The sequence below is a fragment of the Terrabacter sp. NPDC000476 genome, assembly GCF_040300125.1.
In the GTDB taxonomy this organism is placed as follows: domain Bacteria; phylum Actinomycetota; class Actinomycetes; order Actinomycetales; family Dermatophilaceae; genus Terrabacter.
Window position 1 is genome coordinate 156,990 of record NZ_JBEPDF010000004.1, and the last position, 18,680, is coordinate 175,669.

17 protein-coding genes are annotated in these 18,680 nt (G+C 73.4%); 12 read left to right on the plus strand and 5 right to left on the minus strand.

Going from position 1 to position 18,680, the window contains the following annotated elements:
* Window positions 1–28: 28 nt before the first annotated feature.
* The 3 genes from ABT295_RS19630 to ABT295_RS19640 all read left to right on the plus strand — a co-directional run bounded on the left by ABT295_RS19630 (window position 29) and on the right by ABT295_RS19640 (window position 4,256).
* Window positions 29–1,738 carry a dynamin family protein gene (locus ABT295_RS19630; RefSeq protein WP_352396092.1) on the plus strand — a complete coding sequence of 570 codons (1,710 nt, stop codon included), beginning with the start codon at window positions 29–31 and terminating at the stop codon, window positions 1,736–1,738.
* Window positions 1,735–3,435 (plus strand): GTPase, encoded by a 1,701-nt coding sequence (locus ABT295_RS19635; protein ID WP_352396093.1) that lies wholly within the window; start codon window positions 1,735–1,737, stop codon window positions 3,433–3,435. The genes ABT295_RS19630 and ABT295_RS19635 overlap by 4 nt, the downstream gene beginning before the upstream one ends.
* Before the next feature lie 212 nt (window positions 3,436–3,647).
* Window positions 3,648–4,256: a single-stranded DNA-binding protein gene (locus tag ABT295_RS19640; protein ID WP_352396094.1), complete on the plus strand. Its 609-nt coding sequence runs from the start codon at window positions 3,648–3,650 to the stop codon at window positions 4,254–4,256.
* Between the two features lie 56 nt (window positions 4,257–4,312).
* Here the strand turns inward: ABT295_RS19640 and ABT295_RS19645 are convergent, their stop codons facing one another.
* Window positions 4,313–4,783 carry a hypothetical protein gene (locus ABT295_RS19645; protein WP_352396095.1) on the minus strand — a complete coding sequence of 157 codons (471 nt, stop codon included), beginning with the start codon at window positions 4,781–4,783 and terminating at the stop codon, window positions 4,313–4,315.
* 121 nt (window positions 4,784–4,904) lie between these two features.
* On the opposite strand from ABT295_RS19645, the gene ettA reads away from it, so the two are divergent.
* On the plus strand, window positions 4,905–6,587 hold the full coding sequence (gene ettA / locus ABT295_RS19650) for an energy-dependent translational throttle protein EttA (protein ID WP_352396096.1): 1,683 nt from the start codon (window positions 4,905–4,907) through the stop codon (window positions 6,585–6,587).
* Window positions 6,588–6,663: 76 nt separating this feature from the next.
* Here the strand turns inward: ettA and ABT295_RS19655 are convergent, their stop codons facing one another.
* Window positions 6,664–7,740, minus strand: a complete 1,077-nt coding sequence (locus tag ABT295_RS19655; protein ID WP_352396097.1) for a magnesium transporter CorA family protein — start codon at window positions 7,738–7,740, stop codon at window positions 6,664–6,666.
* Between the two features lie 35 nt (window positions 7,741–7,775).
* Window positions 7,776–9,215 carry a MocR-like transcription factor YczR gene (gene yczR / locus ABT295_RS19660; RefSeq protein ID WP_352396098.1) on the minus strand — a complete coding sequence of 480 codons (1,440 nt, stop codon included), beginning with the start codon at window positions 9,213–9,215 and terminating at the stop codon, window positions 7,776–7,778.
* A gap of 60 nt (window positions 9,216–9,275) precedes the next feature.
* Here yczR and yczE point away from each other — a divergent pair, with 60 nt between their 5' ends.
* The gene (yczE, locus tag ABT295_RS19665) at window positions 9,276–10,013 is read left to right on the plus strand and encodes a membrane protein YczE (RefSeq protein WP_352396099.1); all 738 of its coding nucleotides are present in this window, start codon (window positions 9,276–9,278) and stop codon (window positions 10,011–10,013) included.
* Here yczE and ABT295_RS19670 read toward each other — a convergent pair.
* Together ABT295_RS19670 and ABT295_RS19675 are read right to left on the minus strand one after the other, a co-directional pair.
* On the minus strand, window positions 9,921–10,517 hold the full coding sequence (locus tag ABT295_RS19670; RefSeq protein ID WP_352396100.1) for a 2'-5' RNA ligase family protein: 597 nt from the start codon (window positions 10,515–10,517) through the stop codon (window positions 9,921–9,923). The genes yczE and ABT295_RS19670 overlap by 93 nt on opposite strands.
* 4 nt (window positions 10,518–10,521) lie before the next feature.
* Complete coding sequence (locus ABT295_RS19675) at window positions 10,522–11,169, minus strand: TetR/AcrR family transcriptional regulator (RefSeq protein WP_352396101.1); 648 nt, start codon at window positions 11,167–11,169, stop codon at window positions 10,522–10,524.
* A 93-nt stretch (window positions 11,170–11,262) separates the two neighbouring features.
* Here ABT295_RS19675 and ABT295_RS19680 point away from each other — a divergent pair, with 93 nt between their 5' ends.
* From ABT295_RS19680 to ABT295_RS19710, 7 genes are all read left to right on the plus strand, one after another.
* Window positions 11,263–12,408: an acyl-CoA dehydrogenase family protein gene (locus ABT295_RS19680; protein ID WP_352396102.1), complete on the plus strand. Its 1,146-nt coding sequence runs from the start codon at window positions 11,263–11,265 to the stop codon at window positions 12,406–12,408.
* Window positions 12,408–13,166 (plus strand): SDR family oxidoreductase, encoded by a 759-nt coding sequence (locus ABT295_RS19685; RefSeq protein WP_352396103.1) that lies wholly within the window; start codon window positions 12,408–12,410, stop codon window positions 13,164–13,166. Before ABT295_RS19680 ends, ABT295_RS19685 begins: the two co-directional genes overlap by 1 nt.
* A 199-nt stretch (window positions 13,167–13,365) precedes the next feature.
* Window positions 13,366–14,427, plus strand: a complete 1,062-nt coding sequence (locus ABT295_RS19690) for an iron-siderophore ABC transporter substrate-binding protein (RefSeq protein ID WP_352396104.1) — start codon at window positions 13,366–13,368, stop codon at window positions 14,425–14,427.
* Window positions 14,427–15,500 (plus strand): FecCD family ABC transporter permease, encoded by a 1,074-nt coding sequence (locus tag ABT295_RS19695; RefSeq protein ID WP_352396105.1) that lies wholly within the window; start codon window positions 14,427–14,429, stop codon window positions 15,498–15,500. The genes ABT295_RS19690 and ABT295_RS19695 overlap by 1 nt, the downstream gene beginning before the upstream one ends.
* Window positions 15,501–15,589: 89 nt before the next feature.
* On the plus strand, window positions 15,590–16,633 hold the full coding sequence (locus ABT295_RS19700) for a FecCD family ABC transporter permease (RefSeq protein WP_352396106.1): 1,044 nt from the start codon (window positions 15,590–15,592) through the stop codon (window positions 16,631–16,633).
* Between the two features lies 1 nt (window position 16,634).
* Entirely contained in the window at window positions 16,635–17,552 is a 918-nt protein-coding gene (locus ABT295_RS19705) for an ABC transporter ATP-binding protein (RefSeq protein WP_352396107.1), read from the plus strand.
* The gene (locus tag ABT295_RS19710) at window positions 17,549–18,580 is read left to right on the plus strand and encodes a siderophore-interacting protein (RefSeq protein WP_352396108.1); all 1,032 of its coding nucleotides are present in this window, start codon (window positions 17,549–17,551) and stop codon (window positions 18,578–18,580) included. Before ABT295_RS19705 ends, ABT295_RS19710 begins: the two co-directional genes overlap by 4 nt.
* The last annotated feature ends 100 nt before the right edge of the window (window positions 18,581–18,680 follow it).

An 18,680-nucleotide genomic window follows, 5' to 3' on the forward strand; every position in this document is an offset into this window, starting at 1 on the left:
GTTCGCCCGACACGGAAGAATCGCGCCCGTGGCAGACATTTCCGGCGCCGGCACCGACCGGCTCCTCTCGACGGTCCAGGGGCTGCGCTCCGCCGTCGCCGACGCCACCCTCCCGCTGGAGCTCGCCGGGGCCGAGGCCGCGCGCCTCGAGCGTTCCGCGCTGCTCCACCAGCTCGACGACTACGTGCTCCCGCGCCTCACGGCCCTCGACGCCCCGCTGCTCGCGGTCGTCGGCGGGTCGACGGGCGCCGGCAAGTCGACCCTCGTCAACTCCGTCGTCGGGCGCGAGGTGTCGCTGCCCGGCGTGCTGCGGCCGACGACGCGCTCGCCGGTCCTGATCCACCACCCCTCGGACGCCGCCTGGTTCTCCCGGCCACGCATCCTGCCCGGCCTGGCCCGGATCACCGGACGGCACTCGGCCTCCGACGGCCCCGGCGCGGTGCGGCTCGTGTCGACCGACGCCGTCGCGCCCGGCCTCGCGCTCATCGACGCGCCGGACGTCGACAGCGTCGTCGCCGCCAACCGCGACCTCGCCACGCAGCTGCTCGCGGCCGCCGACCTCTGGATCTTCGTGACCACCGCCGCCCGCTACGCCGACGCCGTGCCGTGGGAGCTGCTGCGCGGGGCCTCCGAGCGGGGCACCGCCGTCGCGGTCGTGCTCGACCGCGTGCCCGCCGAGGCCGCCGACGACATCCGCACGCACCTCGCGGGCATGCTGCGCGAGCAGGGGCTCGACCGGTCGCCGATCTTCACCGTGCTCGAGTCGCAGCTCGTCGACGGGCTGCTGCCCGCCGAGCAGTCCGAGCGGCTGCGGGCGTGGCTCGGGGCGCTCGCCGGTGACGCGCAGGCGCGCGCCGTCGTCGTACGCCAGACGCTCGAGGGCGCGCTCGCGTCGCTGGACGCACGCACGCGCGCCGTCGCCGCGGCGACCGAGGCCCAGGACGCCGCGGCCCGCGCGCTCGTCGAGTCGGCGGCGACGGCATACGACGAGGCGGCCGAGCACGTGCGTGAAGGCATGGTCGACGGCACGCTGCTGCGCGGCGAGGTGCTCGCCCGCTGGCAGGAGTTCGTCGGGACCGGCGAGTTCTTCCGTCAGGTGGAGTCGACGGTCTCGCGCGTGCGTGACCGCTTCACGGCGCTGCTCAAGGGGGAGCCGGCCCGCGCCGAGCACCTCGGCGAGGCGCTCCAGACCGGCGTCGAGGCGCTCGTCGTCAACCGCGCCGAGCTCGCGGCCGGCCAGATCGCCCGGGCCTGGCGGCTGCTGCCCGGCGGCGACCAGCTGCTCACGGCGCAGCCCGCGCTCGGCGTCGCGGGCCCGCGCATCGACACGCGGATCCAGCGGCTCGTGCGCGACTGGCAGGGCGACATCCTCCAGATGGTGAGGGACGAGGGCCGCGACCGGCGCACGACCGCGCGGATCATGGCCTACGGCGTCAACGGGCTCGGCGTCGTGCTCATGCTCGTCGCGTTCTCGAGCACCGGTGGGCTGCTCGGCGCCGAGGTGGGCATCGCCGGCGGCACCGCGGTCGTCGGGCAGAAGCTGCTCGAGGCCGTCTTCGGCGACCAGGCGGTGCGCGACCTCGCGAAGAAGGCCCGCGAGCAGCTGATGACCCGGGTCGACGAGCTCTACGCCGCCGAGCTCGCCCGTTACGAAGGAGCAGTCACGACGGTGCAGGCCGACCCCCAGCAGACCGAGCGGCTCGTCCGCGCCGCCGAGGCCGTGCAGGCCGCCCGATGAGCCCGATCCGCATGGGCAGCGCCACGGTGCGCACCGTCTCCGCCGCCGAGCTCGGCACGCGCACGGCGGAGCTCGAGGCCGCGCTCGGCTCCGGCGCGGGGGAGCTCGACCCGGCCGCCGTCGACCGCGCGCGGCGCGTCGTCACCAAGGCGGCCGAGCGCAGCGGCCTCGCCGGTGACCACACGGTCGTGGCGCTCGCCGGCGCCACCGGCAGCGGCAAGTCCTCGCTCTTCAACGCGCTCGTCGGCGCCGAGGTCGCGACGATCGGCGCACGCCGGCCGACGACGTCCCGTCCCAGCGCGGCCGTCTGGGGCGACGCCGACGCGTCCGAGCTGCTCGACTGGCTCGGCGTGACGACCCGGCACGTCGTCGACGAGAGCCGACCCGACGGCGCCGACGCGCGGCAGCGCCGCGGGCAGGTGGCCGGTTCGCTCGACGGGCTCGTGCTGCTCGACCTGCCCGACTTCGACTCGCGCGTCGTCGAGCACCGGCACGAGGCCGAGCGGGTGCTCGAGCTCGTCGACGTCTTCGTCTGGGTGACCGACCCGCAGAAGTATGCCGACGCCCGCCTCCACGACGAGTTCGTCAGTCTCATGTCGCGCCACGACGCGATGACGCTCGCGGTGCTCAACCAGTCGGACCGCCTCGGCCGCGAGGCACTGGCGTCGGTGCGCACCGATCTGACGAAGCTGCTCGTCGCCGACGGGGTCGCGGGGGCGGCCGTGCTGACCACGTCGACCGTCACCGGTGACGGCGTGCCCGACCTCCAGCAGCGACTCGCGAATGCCGTTGCAGGGCACGCTGCTTCGCGTCAGCGGCTGAAGTCCGACGTCGTCGGTGCCGCCGAGCGGCTGCGGTCCGGCGTCTCCGAGACCGAGCCCGACGTGCGCGCGCTGGAGCGCACCGGCCTCGACGCCGCTCTCGGTCGCGCGGCAGGCGTGCCGATCGTCCTCGACGCCGTCGAGCGTGACCACCGCCGTGAGGCGTTCGCCCACACGGGCTGGCTCTTCGGCCGGTGGACCACCGGCTTCGCCGCCGACCCGCTGCGCCGGCTGCGCCTCGACCGCACCGGCGGGCGCCCGTCGATCCCCGTCGACATCGACGCCGCCGAGGTGCGCGCGGTGCTCGGCCGCTCGTCGATCCCCACGCCGACGGCCTCCACGGTGTCGGCCGTCGAGCTCGCCACGCGGACCTTCGTCCGCGACGCGTCGACCGGCCTGCCGGTGCGCTGGTCGCACGCCGTCGAGGACGCCGTCGACGAGGGGGACGGCTCGCTCGGCGACGCCCTCGACCGCGCCGTGGCCGGCACCTCGCTGCGCGCGCGCCGCCCCGCCTGGTGGTTCGTCGTCAACGTCCTGCAGTGGCTGCTCGGCGTGCTCGCCGTCGTCGGGCTGCTCTGGTACGCCGTGCTCTGGGTGGGTGGCCTGCTGGCCTTCGCGCGCCCGGAGACCCCGACGCTCGGCATCGTGCCGGTGCCGCTCGTGCTGCTCGTCGGGGGAGTGGGCCTCGGCATCCTTCTCGGCGTGCTGTCGAGGGCGTGGGCGCGGGTGGGGGCGCGCCGGCGCCGGACGCTCATCGCGCGGCGGCTCGACGAGTCGGTCGCGGGCGTCACCGACGCGCACGTCCTCGCCCCCGTCGACGAGGTACTGGCACGGCACCGCGCGACGCGCGAGCACCTGGCCGCCGCCGCCCGTTGACCCGAGCTCGCTGACCGAGCTCGTCGGCGAGGCTCGGCTTCGGGCGCGGAGTCGGGCGCGGACTCGGGCTGGGCGCGGGAGCGTCGTCCACACCCCCTCCGGCTGGTGGGCCGCTGTCCACAGGCGGGGAACAGGGCCTGCCGCGACGGGTGCGGCGCCGGGAGAGTGGGAGCAGGCGGCACGAGGCCGCCGGTGACCACCAGGAGCGCTCGATGAACGAGATCGGCATCACCGTGCACGGCAACGTCGTGACCGACCCGACGGTGCGGCGCGACCGCAACGGCAGCAACTTCACGACCTTCCGGGTCGCGACGACGCCCTACAAGCGCACCGCCGACGGAAGGTTCGTCGACGGCGACACGAGCTTCTACAGCGTCATCGCCTTCGACGCCCTGGCCGGCAACGTCGCCGCGTCGCTCCGCAAGGGTCAACCGGTCGTCGTGTCCGGCACCGTCGCGAACAAGGAGTTCGTCGGCGCCGACGGCGGTCCTCGCCAGTCCTCGGAGATCGAGGCCAAGCACGTCGGCCACGACCTCTCGTGGGGGCGCTCGGCCTTCGAGCGCGTGAGCCGGGCGGCGGCGCTGGGTCAGGACCGCACGGCCGACCCCGAGGTGCAGGCCTCGCTCCGCGCCATCGCGGAGGGCGGGTCCGCGTCGCGCCCGGCGGGTGTCGACGCGGACGGCGTCGCCTCCGCGGACTACGCGCCCGAGGCGTCCGGGCCGGACGACGCGAGCGGGCCCGACGAGTCGGGCGAGGAGGTGCCCGAGCCGGGCGACCCGCTCACCGACCCCTACGAGGTCGTCGACCGGGCGTCCGCCTGACCGCCGGTCCTGGGATGTCCGGGACCGGCGGCCGACGGCAGTCGGTTGTGGCCCGGTCAGAAGTCGATCGGGGGCGTGTCCATCTCGCTGCAGTTGTCGCCGGCGTTGTTGACGTTGCGGCAGACCCTGATGTTCATCTTGATCTTGTCACCGGCCGTCTTGTCCAGAGCCGACATCTTGTCGAGGACGTTGATGGACGGCCAGGTGTAGAGGGTCGTGCCGTTGCCGCACACTTCCTTGCGCAGCTCGTAGCCGGAGAGGCCGACTCCGAACCACGTGCCCGTGTAGCCGTAGTGGACCTTGGGTCGGAACGTGATGTAGGCGCACGAACCGTCGGCCTTGGTGTCCTTCACCGAAGCGCTGAACGAGTAGGTCTGTGCAGAGGTCGACCAGCTGCCGGAGGACGATGCCCCCGTCGTGCTGAGCGACCAGGTGCCGGTCTGGGCGTGAGCCATCGAGTTGCCGACGAACAGCAAGGCGACGGTCGTGCCGATGAGTGCCGAGGAGCGTGCTGCGATTCTCTTCATGGTGCCCCTTCACAACGGGTGCCCGCCCGCAGGCGCCGGCGGATAGGCCGGAGCCTAGGGCTCATCACGTCCCCACGGACACGGATTCGGCGCGCTGCCCTGCGGCCGATAGCCTCAGGGCATGGCCGAGTACATCTACACCATGACCCGCGCGCGCAAGGCGCACAACGAGAAGGTCATCCTCGACGACGTCTCGATGTCGTTCTACCCCGGGGCGAAGATCGGCATGGTCGGCCCGAACGGCGCCGGCAAGTCGACGATCCTCAAGATCATGGCGGGACTCGACCAGCCGTCCAACGGCGAGGCCCGCCTCGCCCCCGACGCCACGGTCGGCATCCTCCTGCAGGAGCCGCCCCTCAACGAGGACAAGACCGTCCTCGGCAACGTCGAGGAGGGCGCGGGCGAGATCAAGGCCAAGCTCGACCGCTACAACGAGATCTCGGCCGAGATGGCCGACCCGGACGCCGACTACGACGCGCTGCTCGCCGAGATGGGCAAGCTGCAGGAGGACATCGACCACGCCGACGCGTGGGACCTCGACAGCCAGCTCGAGCAGGCCATGGACGCCCTGCGCTGCCCGCCGCCGGACTCGCCGGTCACGACCCTCTCCGGTGGTGAGCGCCGCCGCGTCGCCCTGTGCAAGCTGCTCCTGCAGAAGCCCGACCTGCTGCTGCTCGACGAGCCCACCAACCACCTCGACGCCGAGTCGGTGCTGTGGCTCGAGCAGCACCTCGAGAGCTACCCCGGCGCCGTCATCGCGGTGACGCACGACCGCTACTTCCTCGACAACGTCGCCAAGTGGATCGCCGAGGTCGACCGCGGCCGCCTCTACCCGTACGAGGGCAACTACTCGACCTACCTCGAGAAGAAGGCCGAGCGTCTTCAGATCCAGGGCAAGAAGGACGCGAAGCTCGCGAAGCGGCTCAAGACCGAGCTCGAGTGGGTCCGCAGCAACGCCAAGGGCCGCCAGGTGAAGAGCAAGGCCCGCCTCGCCCGCTACGAGGAGATGGCGGCCGAGGCCGAGCGCACCCGCAAGCTCGACTTCGAGGAGCTGCAGATCCCGCCGGGCCCGCGCCTGGGCTCGACGGTCATCGAGGTCAAGAACCTCAAGAAGGGCTTCGGCGACCGCGTCCTCATCGACGACCTCTCCTTCTCGCTGCCGCGCAACGGCATCGTCGGCGTCATCGGCCCGAACGGTGTCGGCAAGTCGACGCTGTTCAAGACCATCGTCGGCTTCGAGGAGCCCGACTCGGGCGAGGTCAAGATCGGTGAGACCGTCAAGATCTCCTACGTCGACCAGGGCCGTGAGGGCCTCGACCCGACGAAGAACCTCTGGGAGATCGTCTCCGACGGCCTCGACTACATGAAGGTCGGCAACGTCGAGATCCCGTCGCGGGCCTACGTCAGCCAGTTCGGCTTCAAGGGCCCGGACCAGCAGAAGCTCTCCGGGGTCCTCTCCGGTGGTGAGCGCAACCGCCTCAACCTCGCGCTGACCCTCAAGCAGGGCGGCAACCTGCTGCTGCTCGACGAGCCGACCAACGACCTCGACGTCGAGACGCTGGGCTCGCTCGAGAACGCCCTGCTCGACTTCCCGGGCTGCGCCGTCGTCATCACCCACGACCGCTGGTTCCTCGACCGGATCGCGACGCACATCCTCGCCTACGAGGGCACCGAGGAGAACCCGTCGCGCTGGTACTGGTTCGAGGGCAACTTCGAGTCGTACGAGGCCAACAAGGTCGAGCGCCTCGGCCCCGACGCCGCGCGCCCGCACCGCGTCACGTACCGCAAGCTGACGCGCGACTGAGCGCACGTCGACGACGCCGGCGCGAGCCGCCGGCGAGCAGGAGGGCCGGGACGCACTGCGTCCCGGCCCTCCTGCGTCAGATCCAGCCCTTGCGGCGGAAGACGACGTAGAGGGCGACGGCCACCCCGGCGATGACGGCGGCGCTGAACGTGACGCCCCACGGCTGCTGGAAACCGGGGTAGGGCACGTTCTGGCCGAACCAGCCCGTCACGGCGGTGGGGACGGCGATGATCGCGGCCCACCCGGTCAGCTTCTTCATGACGGTGTTGAGCCGGGCGTCCTGCAACGACAGGTTCGTCTCGAAGATCGTCGTCACCATGTCGCGCAGCGACTCGGTCCACTCCGCCGCCCGCAGGACGTGGTCGTAGAGGTCGTCGTAGAAGCCGTCGAGCTCGGTGTGCCGCTGGTCGAGCTCGCCGCGGTGGCGCAGCACGGCGTTGACGACGTCGCGCATCGGCAGCACGACCCGGCGCAGCTCGACGAGCTCCTTGCGCAGCCGGTAGGTGCGCACCTGCACGGTGTGGGTGCGGCCGCGCTCGTCGAAGAGGAGGTCCTCGAGGTCCTCGACGGCGTCGTCGAGCTGCTGGATCGCCTCGAAGTGGCCGTCGACGACGGTGTCGAGCAGGCCGTGCACGAGGGCGCCGGCGCCCAGCCGGAGCAGCTCGGGGTCGTCGTTCCAGCGGTCGAGCACGGGCTGCATGTCGAACGCGTCGCTGCTGCGGACGGTGATGATGCCGCCCGGCAGCACGAACGCCGAGATGCGCGCCGTGCGCAGGCGCGACTCGGGGCCGGCGGGCTCGGTGTCGTCTGCCGCCCCGTCGCGGTTCGGGCCTCCCGCGTCGCCGGATGCCTCGGGCTCGGGGCCGCGCTCGAGCCGGGTCGCGTAGACGGTGAGGAAGGTGTGCTTCGCGTGCCGGGTCGCCTTGGGCCGCTCGCCGGCCGACACGGCGTCCTCGACCGCGTGCGGGTCGAGCCCGAGCTCGCCGGCGAGGGCGCGCAGACCGGCGTGGTCCGGTTCGCAGAGGTCGACCCAGATGAGGGAGTCCTCGCGGTGCAGGAGGTCGGAGACGTCCTCGAGGGGAAAGCCCTCGTCGACGACCTTGCCGTGCTCCCACCGGCAGGAGGTGATGCGCCCGGCGCTGTCGTTGCCCACCTCGCCAGTCTCGCAGCCCACCCGGCCTCCCGGCGTCAGGCGATGAGGGGCGTCACCTCGCGCCGCCCGCCGCGGTGGCCGCCCTGGGCCGCCTGCCAGGCGGACGCGAGGCGCCGACCGACCTCGTCGGCCTCGTCGGGAGCCACGCAGAACGGCACACGCACCCATCGCGAGAACCCGCCCTCGGCACCGAACTGCCCGCCGCGGGCGATCCGGATGCCGTGCGCCTCGGCCACGCGGGCGAGCTCGTCGCCACGTGCTTCCGGCAGCTCGCACCAGAGGTTGAGCCCACCGCTCGGCACGTCGAAGCGCCAGTCGGGCAGGTGCTGGCGCAGCGAGCCGACGAGGGCGTCGCGTCGTGCCCTCGCCTCTCGTCGCCTCTCGTCGAGGAGCGAATCGCCCTGTCGCAGAAGCTCGGTCACAACGAGCTGTTCGAGGATCGCCGTGCCGAGGTCGAGGCTGTGCCGTGCCTCGATGACGGCCTCTGCGGCTCCACGGGGAGCGCGCACCCAGCCCACGCGCAGCCCGCCCCACCACGTCTTGCCGGCGCTGCCGAGGGTGTGCGCGTCGCTCGACGTCACGGCGAACGGGTCGGCCCGCCCCACCTCCCCGAGGGCGAGCTCGACGAAGGTCTCGTCGACGACGGGGGTCGTCCCGGCCCGGGTGAGCACCCGTCCGAGCGCCTCGCGGGTGTCGGCGTCCATGACGAGGCCGGTGGGGTTCTGATGGTCGGGGATGAGGTAGGCGGCGCGCGCGCCGCTCTGGCGGACCGTCGTCGCGATCGCCTCGACGTCCCAACCCGTCGGCGTCAGCGGGGCGGGCACGGCCCGGTAGGCCGACCGTCGCACGCCCACGACGGCGTTGGGGTAGGTGGGGCTCTCGACGACCACGCGGTCGCCGGTCTCGAGCCGGGCGCGCAGCACCGCGGAGAGCGCCCCGTGCGCGCCCGAGGTGATGACGACCTGGTCCGGGGCCGTCGGCAGGCCACGCCCCTCGAACCACGCCGCGACCGCCGCACGGGTCTCGGGGAGGCCGCGCGGGTCGTAGCCGGCGGTCGCGAGGTGGCGCGGCAGCTCGGTCAGGGCGTGCTCGTAGGCGGCGGTGACGCCCGCGGCGGCCGGGAGGGCGGCATACGTGAGGTCGATGACGTCGGGCGGCACGTCGCTCGGGATGAGGCCCGCCTGCGACAGCGCGAGGCCGGCGGGTCCCGCGGGCAGGCGCACGACGCTGCCCGAGCCGCGACGCGTCACGACGAAGCCTTCGTCGCGCAGCGTGTCGAGGGCGGCGCCCACGGTCGTGCGGCTGAGGCCCAGCTCGCTCATCAGGGTCCGCTCGCTGGGCAGGCGGGTGCCGACGAGGAGGCGCCCGTCGCAGACGAGGCGGCGCACCGCGTCGGCGAGGCCGCGGTACGCCGGCCGGGGGAGCGGCTCGGGGCCGAGGAGCAGGGCGAGCGATCGGGCCGAGATGGTGCGCACCGGTCCACTGTCGCACAACTGGACCTGAGAAGTCGGTCCACTTGGCGGCATGCTGGGGGCATGCGCCGATCCGTGCCCCTCGCCAACCTCAGCCCGCGGCAGCAGCTGCGGGCCGGCCGACTGCCCCGCCGCCTCGTCCAGCTGCTCGGTGGGCTCACGCTCTACGGCGTGTCGATGGCCATGATGATCCGCTCGACGCTCGGCCTCGACCCGTGGGACGTCTTCCACGCCGGCATCACGAGCCACCTGCCGATGACCTTCGGCCAGGTGACGATCGTCGTCGGTGCCCTCGTGCTGCTGCTCTGGGTGCCGCTGCGCCAGTGGCCTGGGCTCGGCACCGTGGCCAACGTCGTCGTCATCGGGCTCGCGGCCGACGCCGGCCTCGCGCTCATCGCGCCCCCCGAGGCCCTATGGGCGCGGGTGCTGATGCTCGTCGCGGGCATCGTGCTCAACGGCGTCGCGGGCGGGCTCTACATCGGCAGCCAGCTCGGGCCGGGCCCGCGCGACGGGCTCATGACCGGTGTCGCGCGCCGTTCCGGGCTCTCGATCCGCCTCGTGCGCACCTCGATCGAGGTCACGGTGCTCGCGGTCGGCTGGCTCCTCGGCGGGCCCGTCGGTCTCGGCACGGTCGCGTATGCCGTCCTCATCGGCCCGCTCGTGCAGTTCTTCCTGCCGCGCCTCACCGTCGACCTCGAGCCGACCGGCTCAGCCGCCGAGGCGCCAGGAGTGCAGCACCCGACAGCGACCGGGCTCGTACCAGGCGAGGTCGAGCCGCTCGGCCCGGCACCGGGCCGGTAGCCACGGCGCGACGAGCGCGCGCGTCGAGGCCTCGGTGACGTCGGCCCCCAGGGCGTCGAGCGTCAGGTGCGGCACGACGGCGCCGAACCGGCCGGCATACGGCGGGCACTGCGGGAAGGCGTGCGCCAGGCGCGCGGTCAGCCGCGCGAAGGGTGCCGACGGCGACGGCAGGAGGTGGACGATCCCGTTCGGGAAGGTGTCGACGGTCTCGAGCGTGAAGTCGAACGGCTCTGTGCCCGAAGCGATCTCACCCACCATGCCGAGGGCGTCGGGGGTCTGGTCGGCGAGGGCGAGGAACGGGCCGAGCGCCGTCACGTGGGCGTGGGTGAACGCGGGGTCGGCCGAGACGTAGTCGAGGTCGTAGTGCCGCGTGCGGGCGAGCACGAAGGGCTCGAGCTGCGGCACCGGCACCTGCAGCACGGCGTGCCCGTGCGGCCCGACGCCGTCTCCGGCCGGCGCCGCCTCGGTCGGCACCGCCTCGGTCGGCACCGCCTCGGTCGGCACCGCCTCAGCGGCCGGCGCCGACGAGCCGCAGCGCGAGGGCGGCGTTCGTCGCGCCGATCTCGGCGGGGGAGCGCCGGATCGTGGGGGAGTACCACCGGGCGACGTCGACGACGATCGAGAGCAGCGCCAGTGCCGTGTCGCCGGTGTCGGCGCTGTCGTCGACGGTGAAGCTGCCGTCCGCGAGCCCGCGGTCGAGCACGTCGCGCACGAGCGAGTCCATCTCCTTGCGCAGCGCCAGCACCTCGGCGTGGTGGTCGGGGGTCAGGTGGTGGTGCTCGTACTGCACGACGCGGGCCACCTGGTACTGCTCGACGTGCCACTCGCTGAACCGGGCCATCAGGGCGGCCAGCTGGTCGGCGGGGCTCGTGTGCGCGGCGATGGCGGCGCGCAGCAGCCGCAGCGCGGACTCGTGCCCGCTCCGGCTGAGGTGGAAGAGCAGCTCCTCCTTGGAGCCGAAGTGGACGTAGACGCCGGCGGGCGACAGGCCCGCGCCCGACGCGATGTCACGCGTCGTCGTCGCGTGGAAGCCCTTGTCGGCGAAGGCGTGCGCGGCCGCCTGCATGAGCCTGTCGACGGTCGAGGCGTCGGGATCCGCGGACGGGGCGGAGCCCGTCGCCGGGGCGGGGGGCGTCGTCTGCGTGGGCTGCGGCACGTTGACAGCATGCCGCAGCGGAGGGAAACTAAGCAAGCGCTTAGTTACCGGTCGGTACCGCGCCACGCACCCGCTCGCCCGATGGAGGACGCCATGCCCCGCAACATCTACGACGAGGACCACGAGGCGATGCGCGCCTCCGCGCGCGAGTTCGTCGCGCGCACCCTCGCCCCGCGCGCCGAGGAGATGATCGAGGGCAAGTCGATCCCGCGCGACATCTGGCTCGAGGCCGGCAAGCAGGGCTTCTTCGGCCTCGACATCCCCGAGGAGTTCGGCGGGGCCGGTGTCGACGACTACCGGTTCAACGCCGTCGTCGCCGAGGAGATGTCGCGCTTCAACGCGGCGACGAGCTCGTGCTTCGGCATCCACTCGGACGTGTGCCCGCCCTACGTCGTCGACCTCGGCACCGAGGAGCAGAAGCAGCGCTGGCTGCCCGGCATGGCGAGCGGCGAGCTCATCTGCGCCATCGCCATGACCGAGCCCTCCGGCGGCTCCGACCTCGCGGCGCTCAAGACCACCGCCGTGCGCGACGGCGACGGCTGGATCCTCAACGGCTCCAAGACCTTCATCACGAACGGCTACCAGGCCGACCTCGTCATCGTCGCGGCCCGCACTGACCCGTCCAAGGGCGCCAAGGGCATCACCCTGCTCATGGTCGAGCGCGGCATGGAGGGCTTCGTCAACGGCCGCAAGCTCGACAAGGTCGGCATGGACGAGTCCGACACGGCCGAGCTGTTCTTCGAGAACGTCCGCGTGCCCGACGAGAACCGCCTCGGCGAGGAGGGCATGGGCTTCATCGCGATGATGCAGCGCCTGCCGCAGGAGCGCGTCGGCGCGGCCGTCAGCAACGTCGCGCACGCCAAGGCGATCCTCGAGGAGACGATCCAGTACGCCAAGGACCGCAAGGCCTTCGGCCAGCCGATCGGCGCCTTCCAGCACAACAAGTTCCTGATGGCCGAGCTCGTCACGAAGATCGAGGTCGCCGAGGCGTACGTCGACGACTGCGTGGCCGCGCACGCCGAGGGCAAGCTCTCGGCCGTCGACGCCGCCAAGGCGAAGTGGTGGAGCTCGGAGGTGCAGAACGACGTGCTCGACCACTGCGTGCAGCTGCACGGCGGCTACGGCTTCATGAACGAGTACCGCGTGGCCCGCGCCTGGCGCGACGCCCGCGTCACGAAGATCTGGGCGGGCTCGAACGAGATCATGAAGGAGCTCATCGGCCGGGACCTCGGCTTCTGATGGGCGTGCACGAGGGTGCGGTGGCGATCGTCACCGGTGCGAGCCGCGGCATCGGGCTGGGCATCGCCGAACGCCTCGTCGCCGAGGGCGCCCGGGTCGTCATCACGGCCCGCAAGCCCGAGGCGCTCGCCGAGGCGGTCGCGACGCTCGGCGGGCCGGAGCACGCGCTCGGGATCGCGGGCAACGCGGCCGACGAGGCCCACCAGGACGAGGTGGTCGCCGCCGCCCGCGAGACGTTCGGCGGGTTGCACCTGCTCGTCAACAACACGGGCATCAACCCCGCCTACGGGCCGATGCTCGACTCGGACGTCGACATCGCGCGCAAGGTGCTCGACGTCAACGTCGTCGCGGCCTTCTCGTGGATCAGGAAGGCCGTCGCCGCCGGCCTCGGCGACGACGACCACCCCGGCGCGGTCGTCAACCTCGCCTCGGTGGCCGGGCAGGGCGCGAGCGGCGTCATCGGGTGGTACGGCGTGTCCAAGGCGGCGCTCATCCACCTCACGACCGAGCTCGGCTACGAGTTGGGACCCGACGTGCGCGTCAACGCCGTGGCCCCGGCCGTCGTCAAGACCAAGTTCGCGGAGGCGCTCTACGAGGGGCGCGAGGAGAAGGTGGTGCGCGCCTACCCGATGAAGCGGCTCGGCGTGCCCGAGGACGTCGCCGGCGCGGTCAGCTTCCTGCTGAGCCGCGACGCGTCGTGGATCACGGGCCAGACCCTGACCATCGACGGCGGCGTGACCCTCGGGGGCGCTCTCTGACGAGTCGCGCTGTGCGACCAGCGATCTCGCTGATCGAGTATGCCGTCCGGGCCCGTGCCGCAGCACGGGCCCGGACGCATGCCGGGCGCCGTTTGACATAGGTCAGGGTTTCCTTACTAAGGTGAGGCTTACCTTAGCCACCCGGAGAGCTCCGACGGGCACGGCTGGGCTCCCGTCCCCTGACAGAGAGACGCCTCACGTGTCCCGCCTCACGACCGCCCTCGCCACCGCCGCAGCCGCGGTGCTCGTCCTCGCCGGGTGCACCACCGGGCCCACCGGTGGCGCCGCCGCCCCGACCGCCGCGGGCGCAGGGTCGAGCAGCACGTCCACCGGCGCCGACCCGACGGCCTACCCCGTGACCCTGACCGACGCCTTCGGCTCGGCCACCATCACGAAGGAGCCGCAGCGGGTCGTGACCCTCGGCTGGTCGGACGCCGACCACGTGGCCGCGCTCGGGGTGGCCCCGGTGGGCGCCCCCAAGGTGTCGTGGGGTGGCAACGCGACCCTCTCGACCGACTGGTTCGACGCGCAGCTGGCCACCTTCGGCGGGGCCGCGCCGACGCGCTTCGACGACTCCGACGGCAACCCCGTCGAGGAGATCGCGAAGCTGCAGCCCGACCTCATCCTCGCGACGAACTCGGGCATCACGAAGGACGAGTACGACAAGCTGAGCAAGCTCGCGCCCGTCGTCGCCTACCCCGAGGTCGCCTACGGCACCCCGTGGAAGGACTCGCTCGAGACCATCGGCAAGGCGCTCGGCCGCTCGAGCCGCGCCGACGAGGTCGAGCGGGCGACGGAGGCGACCCTGGCGAAGGCCCGGGCCGACCACCCCCAGCTCGAGGGCAAGACGTTCGTCTACGGCTACGTCGCGCCGACCGACCTCTCGCAGATCGGTTTCTACACCCCGAGCGACCTGCGGCCCCAGATGCTGACCGAGCTCGGCATGAAGAACGCGCCGTTCGTCGAGGCCCGGGCCAGGTCGTCGAAGGAGTTCTACCTCACCGTCAGCGCCGAGCAGGCGGCCTCGCTGGACTCGGACGTCTTCCTCACCTACATCACCGAGGACTCCGAGGTGCAGACGATGACGAAGGACCCGCTCGTCGGCCGGGTGCCGGCCATCCGGTCCGGTGCGCTCGTCGCGACCAAGGACCAGAAGGTGGGGCTGACGATGAGCTCGCCGACGCCGCTGTCGATCCCGTACATGACCAAGCTGTTCGTGCCGCTCGTCGCGGCGGCCGCCGACAAGGCCGCAGCCTCCTGATGGCGGGCCCGCAGACCGTCGAGCGCGTGGGGGAGGCGACGGGGGCAGCCGTGCCTCCGTCGCGACCCGGGGAGGGTGGGCGCCGTCGCGCCGTCACCGTCACCGCCCTGCTCGCCGGGCTGCTGCTCGTGGCGCTCGTCTGCTCGATCACGCTGGGGTCCAAGGCGATCCCGCTGTCGGACGTGGTGCAGGTGCTGCTCGGCCACGGCGACGGCATCGATGACCGTGGCATCGTCGACGCCCGGCTCGCGCGGACCGCGGTGGGGATCCTCGTCGGGGCAGCCCTCGCCGTCGCGGGGGCCGCCATGCAGGGCCTGACCCGCAACCCGCTCGCCGACCCCGGCCTGCTCGGCGTCAACGCGGGAGCGGCGCTCGCCGTCGTCGTGGCGATCAGCGTCTTCGGGGTGGGCTCGCTCACCGGCTACGTCTGGTGGGCCATGGCCGGTGCGGGCGTGGCGGCGGTGCTCGTCCACGCGCTCGCCGGCCTCGCCGGTGGCGGGGTGACCCCGTTGCGCCTCACGCTCGCGGGGGCGGCCGTGACGGCAGGACTGTCGAGCTGGTCGTCCGGTCTGCTCGTGTCGAACCGACAGTCCTTCGACGCCTTCCGGTTCTGGCAGGTGGGGACGATCGGCGGGCGCGGGCTCGACCTCGTCGTGACCGTGCTGCCCTTCGTCGTCGTCGGGCTCGTCGTCGTCCTGCTCGCCGTGCGCCGGCTCAACGCGCTCGCCCTCGGCGACGACCTCGCCCGGGGCCTCGGTGAGAACGTCGTGCTGGCCCGGGTCGCCATCGCCGTGGGGGTCGCCGTGCTCTGCGGCGCGGCCACCGCCCTCGCCGGCCCGGTCGGCTTCCTCGGCCTCGTCGTGCCGCACGTCGCGCGCTTCGTCGTCGGTCCCGACCACCGCCGCATCGTCCCCGTCTGCCTCGTCGCCGGCCCGACCCTGCTGCTCCTCGCCGACACGGCGGGTCGCCTCGTCGCGAGGCCGACCGAGGTTCAGGCCGGCATCATGACGGCGGTCGTCGGAGTGCCGTTCTTCGTCGTGCTCGTGCGCCGGGGACGGATGGCGAGCCTGTGAACGGCGTGTCCACGGCGCCCACCACGAGCGGTGCACCCGCCGCCACGCTCGACACGGGCCGGGTCCCCGCCGAACCACTCAGTCCGGCCGTGCCCGTCCCGGCAGCCGACGTCGCCCGCGTGCGCCGGGCCCGGCTGCGCCCGGCGCGGAGGGTGCGGCTCGTGCTCGCGTGCCTGGGCGTCACCGCCGTGGGCGCCGTGCTGGTGCGGGTGCTGCTCGGCGACTACGTCGTGGCCCTGGCCGATCTCCTGCCGATCCTGCGCGGCGAGACGCTCCCCGAGGCGCCCGGTGCGTCGTTCATCGTCATGGAGGCCAAGCTCCCGCGGGCCCTCCTCGGTGCCCTCGCCGGACTGGCTTTCGGTGCCGCGGGCTCGATGTTCCAGACGACCCTGCGCAACCCGCTCGCGAGCCCCGACATCATCGGGATCAGCCTCGGCGCCTCGGCCGCCGCCGTGGTCGCCCTGACCTTCCTCGACGCCCAGGGGCTGTGGCTCCCGGCCGCCGCGCTCGCCGGCGCCCTGGCCGTCAGCCTCCTCATGATGGCCGTGGCCCGGGGCACCGCCCTCGCCGGGCAGCGGATGGTCCTCGTCGGCATCGGCATCGCCGCCCTGCTCGGCAGCGTCATCCAGCTCGTCATGACCCGCACCTCGGTCCAGGACGCGCAGGCGGCTCTCGTCTGGCTCACCGGCTCCCTGGCACGCGCCACCTGGCCCGTCATCGGCCTGCTCGCCCTCTCGCTCGCCGTGCTCACCCCGCTCCTGGCCGCGTGCGCCGGCTGGATGCGCCTGGCCGAGCTGGGCGAGGACCTGTCGACCACCCTCGGCGCACCGGCCGGCCGGTCGCGTCTCGGCCTGCTCGTGGCCGTGGCGATGGCTGCGGTCGCGACGAGCGCGACCGGACCGATCGCCTTCGTGGCCTTCGTCGCCGGGCCGATCGCGCGCCGGCTGTGCGGCGGACGGGCCTCGCTGTGGGCCGCGGCTTTCGTGGGCGGCGTCGTGGTCGTGCTGTCGGACTTCGCCGGCGACTACCTCATCCCCGACGTCAACCTGCCGGTCGGCGTCGTCACGGGTGCGCTGGGCGCGCCCCTCATGGTCGCGGTCGTCGTGGCCGCCGGACGAGCCGGAAAGGACTGAGATGACCTCCGCCACCCGAAACCGCACGCCGCCCGGTGCGACCGCCGACGCCGGAGGGCGGGTGACGGCCGCCGGTCTGCGTGCCCGCGGCCTCACGCTCGCCTACGACGGTCGCCGGGTCGTCGAGGGGCTCGACCTCGAGGTGCCGGCCGGGAGGGTCACCGTGGTGGTCGGCCCGAACGGGTGCGGCAAGTCCACCGTGCTCCGCGGCCTCTCGAGACTGCTCCGACCCACCGCGGGCGCGGTGCTGCTCACCGGCGACGTCGAGGAGCAGGACGTGTGGTCGCTGCGGCCCAAGGACGTCGCACGGCGGATCGCGCTGCTGCCGCAGAGCCCGCCGCTCCCCGAGGGCATCACGGTCGTCGACCTCGTCGGCCGCGGGCGTCACCCGCACCACACGCTCGTGCGGCGATGGTCACCGGCCGACGACGAGGCGGTCACGCGGGCCATGCGCGCGACCGGGGTGCTCGACCTCGCCGACCGGCACGTCGAGGAGCTGTCCGGCGGTCAGCGGCAGCGGGTCTGGATCGCCCTGACGCTCGCCCAGGAGACCGGGGTCGTGCTGCTCGACGAGCCGACGACCTTCCTCGACGTGGCGCACCAGGTCGAGGTGCTCGACCTGCTGCGCGAGCTCAACCGCACGCGCGGCACGACGGTCGTCATGGTGCTGCACGACCTCAACCTGGCCGCCCGCTACGCCGACCACGTCGTGGCCCTGCGCGACGGGCGCGTCGTCGGCAGCGGCGCCCCCGGCGACGTCATCGACGAGCAATTCGTCGGCGACGTCTTCGGCCTCGACAGCCGGGTCGTCGCCGACCCGGTCACGGGCTCCCCGCTCGTCGTGCCGGTGTCGGCGACGCAGGCCGCCACGTGCACCCCGTCCGCGTCCACCCCCTCGCCGAGCGGAACCTCCTCATGACGACCACCACCCCGACCCCCACGACGACCACGGCGACCACGACCGGCCCGGTGCTGCTGCTCACGGCCGTCGTCCGCGACGTGCAGCGGCTCAGCCCCTCCTTCGTGCGGATCCGCCTGGGCGGCGCAGGCTTCGAGCACGTCGGGCCCGAGGGCCCGACGCTCGACCAGCGCGTCAAGCTGCTCGTGCCGCCGCCGGGGCGCCCGTGCGTGACCACGCACCTCGACGCCCGGGGCTGGTATGCCGCGTGGCTGGCCCTGCCGGAGGCCGACCGCGGCGTCCTGCGCACCTACACCGCCCGCGCCGTCGACGGCGAGGGCGCCGAACGGCAGCTCGTCGTCGACTTCGTGCTGCACGGCGTCGCCGGTCACGGGAGGCCCGGCGACGACGGCGTGGGGCCGGCCGGCGCCTGGGCAGCGGCGGCGGTCGTCGGCGACGAGATCGGCCTGGTCGCCCCGAGGCGCGGGTGCGAGGACGGCTTCGGCGGCATCGAGTTCCGGCCCGGCTCCGCCCGCCGGCTCGTCCTCGTGGCCGACGAGACGGCGCTGCCCGCGCTCGCCTCGATAGCCGAGGCCCTCCCGCCCCACGTCGACGGCGTGGCCGTCGTCGAGGTGCCCGACGCGCTCGACGCCGCCGACGTGCGCCTGCCCGACGGCATGGAGGTGCACCGGATCGTGCGGGGGGAGCGGCCGCGGGGCGAGCAGACGGTCGAGCGGCTGCGCGCCTGCCTGCGCCTCGACTCCGACGGGCGCGTCGCGGCCGAGCTGCCGTCGCTCGGGCTCGCCGCTGCGGGCGCCGGCGGCCCGTCGGGGGAGCTCGACGAGGACGTCTGGGAGACGCCGGTCCACAGCTCGTCGGGGGAGGAGGTCGCAGCGGCCGCGCCGCTCGGGCCCGACGACACGTACGCGTGGGTGGCGGGGGACTCCGACACGGTGAAGGCGTGCCGGCGCCTGCTCGTCGGTGAGGCGGGCCTGCCACGTCCGCAAGTGGCCTTCATGGGGTACTGGAAGCAGGGACGCCCCAGCTGACCGTACGGCGCACCTGCCCGATGGGCGCGCCGACCGGCATACGGCCGGTCTTGCGCACGACCGGGCGGGGCAGGAGAGAATGCGCACTGCGGCCACTGTC